The organism is Mesorhizobium sp. M7A.F.Ca.CA.004.12.1.1, from assembly GCF_003997835.1.
In the GTDB taxonomy this organism is placed as follows: Bacteria; Pseudomonadota; Alphaproteobacteria; order Rhizobiales; family Rhizobiaceae; genus Mesorhizobium.
Window position 1 is genome coordinate 1 of the sequence record NZ_RZRK01000635.1, and the last position, 3,614, is coordinate 3,614.

The 3,614-nt window shown below is 62.8% G+C and carries 4 protein-coding genes; 3 read left to right on the top strand and 1 reads right to left on the bottom strand.

The features are described 5' to 3' along the window. The 3 genes from EN984_RS26630 to EN984_RS26640 all read left to right on the top strand — a co-directional run. A partial coding sequence (locus EN984_RS26630) for an ASKHA domain-containing protein (protein WP_127384067.1) occupies positions 1-1,188 on the top strand: 1,188 nt, incomplete at its 5' end. 188 nt (positions 1,189-1,376) lie between these two features. Then, positions 1,377-1,562, top strand: coding sequence for a hypothetical protein (locus EN984_RS26635; protein WP_127271300.1), 186 nt, complete (start codon positions 1,377-1,379; stop codon positions 1,560-1,562). A 232-nt stretch (positions 1,563-1,794) separates the two neighbouring features. Beyond that, on the top strand, positions 1,795-2,742 hold the full coding sequence (locus EN984_RS26640) for an alpha/beta hydrolase (protein ID WP_127271302.1): 948 nt from the start codon (positions 1,795-1,797) through the stop codon (positions 2,740-2,742). A 27-nt stretch (positions 2,743-2,769) separates the two neighbouring features. Here the strand turns inward: EN984_RS26640 and EN984_RS26645 are convergent. Next, the coding region (locus tag EN984_RS26645; protein WP_127384068.1) for a LysR substrate-binding domain-containing protein at positions 2,770-3,614 on the bottom strand (845 nt) is incomplete at its 5' end.

A 3,614-nucleotide genomic window follows, 5' to 3' on the forward strand; every position in this document is an offset into this window, starting at 1 on the left:
ATCCTGGACAGCGTCTTCGTCGGCAATCCGATCATGCACCATCTGTTCCTCGGCATCGATCCGACCGAGCTTGGCGGCGCGCCCTTTGCGCTGGCCGTTTCGGGCGCTGTGCACATCAAGGCATCCGACATCGGCCTGAAGCTCAACCAGGGCGCCAGGCTCTACATGCTGCCTTGCATCGCCGGCCATGTCGGAGCGGACGCGGCGGCGGTGACGCTGTCGGAAGGCCCGCATCGCCAGGACGAGATGATGCTGATCGTCGATGTCGGTACCAATGCCGAGATCGTACTCGGCAATCGCCAGCGTGTGGTTGCGGCCTCCTCGCCCACAGGCCCTGCCTTCGAGGGTGCCGAAATCTCCGGCGGCCAGCGCGCAGCACCGGGCGCCATCGAGCGTGTGCGCATCGATCCCGATACACTGGAACCAAAATACCGCGTCATCGGCTCTGAGCTGTGGTCCGACGAGCCGGGCTTCCTGGAAAGCGTCCAGGCAACCGGCGTCACCGGCATCTGCGGTTCCGGCATCATCGAAGTGGTGGCGGAGATGTATCTCGCCGGCATCATTTCCGAGGACGGCGTCATCGACGGCGGGCTTTCGGCCCGTTCGCCGCGCGTCACCGCCAACGGCCGCACCTTCTCCTACGTGCTGAAGGAAGGCTCTGCCGCATTGACGGAAGATGGGCCGAAGATCACCATCACCCAGACCGATGTGCGCGCCATTCAGCTTGCCAAGGCAGCGCTTTATGCCGGCACCAAGCTGTTGATGGAAAAGCAGAACACCGAGCATGTCGACCGCATCCATTTCGCCGGCGCCTTCGGCTCCTTCATCGATCCGAAATACGCCATGGTGCTCGGGCTGATCCCGGATTGCGACCTCGACAAGGTCTCGGCCGTCGGCAACGCCGCCGGTGCCGGCGCGCGCATGGCGCTGCTCAATCGCGGCTACCGCCGCGAGATCGAGGACACGGTCAGCAAGATCGAGAAGATCGAGACGGCCCTGGAACCGAAATTCCAGGAGCATTTCGTCTACGCCATGGCGCTGCCCAACAAGGTCGATCCGTTCCCGAAGCTGTCGGCAGCGGTGAAACTGCCGCCGCGCAAGACGGTCAGCGAGGACGGCGTTGCCGGCGACGCCGCTCCGCGACGGCGTTCGCGCGAAGGCCACGCCGCCAGGCGTGGACGGGAATAAGCGGCCGCGCCCAGGTCACGGCCTTTCCAAACTCATTTGCATGCAAATGTTTCCGGATCGCCTGATCCGGAAACCAAAAAGCTGTTTTCGTGAAATTCGCCAGATACATGGCAGGCGCATTCAACCGGCATCGAATGGCAGGCTGGAGATATCTTTCCAGCCGCCGCAACGCTCCAGAGGAGACAACGATGTCAATGCTCGAAAACCTCGGCCGCTATGGCACGGCCATCAAGAATGCTCACGACCGCAGCAAGGCGCGACGCCTGTTGAACAGCCTGCCGCCCGAAATCCAGAAGGATATCGGCTGGCCGGTATCGCCGCGATCCAGCGAAAAGGCCGCACTTATCAACACGATCTGGAGCGCCGCGCGCTGATGACCTTCGCCGACAAATGCAAATTGCTCGGCATGCGTCGGGGATCTCGCATGTCCCCGGCGACCACCAGCAACCGGCTGCGTGCCGCACTTCTACCACGTCGCTGAGCACCGCGGCGCGGATCACACCACCGTGTAGATACGGCGCAAATCTTGACATTTTCGGCCACGGCACGATCTTCGAAGATAGTGGGGGTTCTCTTAGTCGGCTTTGCCGAAGTTCGTGTATTCGCATGCCAAGTTTGAAAAGCCATGTCGTGTCTTTCGTCCTGCGGCACAGCCGCAAGCAGGCATTTGCCAGTCCGGAAAATTTGCAGCGCTGGATCGCGGCCGCGCGCAAGACCGAGAACCACCGCCCGCCCGCCTCGTTGCATCAGCGTCTCGACATCGAGATGCATACGGTCGATGGCTTCCCCGTCTACGAAATCGCACCCAGGACCGGCGAGCAGAAGCGGATTCTCTACTTGCACGGCGGTGCCTATGTCTTTGAAATCACACCCTATCATTGGCACCTGATCGCCGAGATGGCGGATCGGCTGGGCTACGGGATCACGGTGCCGATCTATCCAATCGCTCCCGAACACGATTTCCATGCCATGTTCGGAATGGTTGGCGATGTCTACCGGCAGATGCTCGCCGAGACGGAAGCCGAAGACATCGTCTTCATGGGCGATTCCGCCGGCGGCAATATGGCTGTGGTGCTGACCATGATGGTCGCCGAAGAAGGACTGCCCCTGCCGTCGCGGCATGTGCTCATTTCGCCGGGTCTCGACGTGTCGCTCACCAACCCCGCAGTGTTCGAGGCGGAACGCACCGACCCTTGGCTGGGCATAGCTGGCGGAAGGGAGGCGATTCGCCTGTACAGTGCCGGCATCGATCCCAGCGACTGGCACATCAGCCCGGTCTATGGAGATCTGTCAGTGCTGCCAAGAACGCTGCTTTTGACCGGCTCGCGCGATCTTTTGACTCCCGACAATCTGATCTTCGCCGAAAAAGCCCGCGCAGCCGGCGTTGAAATCGATCTTGTCTATGAGGAAGGCATGTTCCACGTCTGGCCGCTGATTGACATGCCGGAAGCCCGGCGCGCCCGCGAGCGCATCGTCGCCTTTCTCGGGGAGAGCCGGATCGTGCACGATACGAGAGTAAGGCCTGAACAGCGCCCCGCCGAAGCGGCGGAGTAGCTTTATACTATCGTCCTTACCAGCCGGTCAGAACTTGCCGGTTTCCCGGAAGACTTCGAAAGTCGCGCGGATGTGGTCGGCAACGGCCTTGACCGGGGCACTGGCATCCGGCGCCACCACCATCGCCAGATTGTAGGTCCCGATGTCGGGCATGCCGTCCTTCGGGCAGAGTTCGACCATGTCATTGCCGAGGAACGACTTCGGCAATGGCGCCACGGCGAGATCGGACATGATCGCGGCGCGCTGGCCGGCCGTGTGCGCGCTCATATAGGCGATGCGGTAATTGCGGCCCTCGCGGCCAAGCGCATCGAGCGCCCCGGCACGCCAGGCGCAGCCCTCTTCCCACAGCGACACCGGCAGCGGCTCGCGCAGATGCGCGCAGCCGCCCTTGGCACCGGCCCAGACGATCGGCTCGGTCAGCAGCACCTCGGCGCCGAGCGCGCTGGTCTTGTAGGAATTGGTCAGCAGCGTGATGTCGAGCGCCCGGTCGTCCATGCGCCGGCGCAGATTGCTGCTCTGGTCGATGGTGACGTCGACGGCGATCGACGGATGCGACTGCGCAAAACGCTTCAGCACATGCGGCAGCACGCGCTCACCGTAATCGTCCGGCGAGCCAAGCCGCACCACACCGACAATCTCGGGAATGATGAACTTCGACACCACCTCGCGATTGATGGACAGCAGTCGGCGGGCATAGCCGAGCAGCATCTCGCCATCCGTCGTCAGCGACACCGAGCGAGCGTCGCGCGCGAACACGGAGCGGCCGAGAATGTCCTCGAGCTTCTTGATCTGCATGGAAACGGCTGACGGCGTGCGGAACACGGCATTGGCGGCGGTGGTGAAGCTGCCGGGCTCGGCAATCGCCACGAACG

Bases quoted from the DNA above. Each gene is read 5' to 3' on its own strand.
- EN984_RS26635 (WP_127271300.1), top strand. From the start codon at position 1,377: ATGTCAATGCTCGAAAACCTCGGCCGCTATGGCACGGCCATCAAGAAT.
- EN984_RS26640 (WP_127271302.1), top strand. From the start codon at position 1,795: ATGCCAAGTTTGAAAAGCCATGTCGTGTCTTTCGTCCTGCGGCACAGC.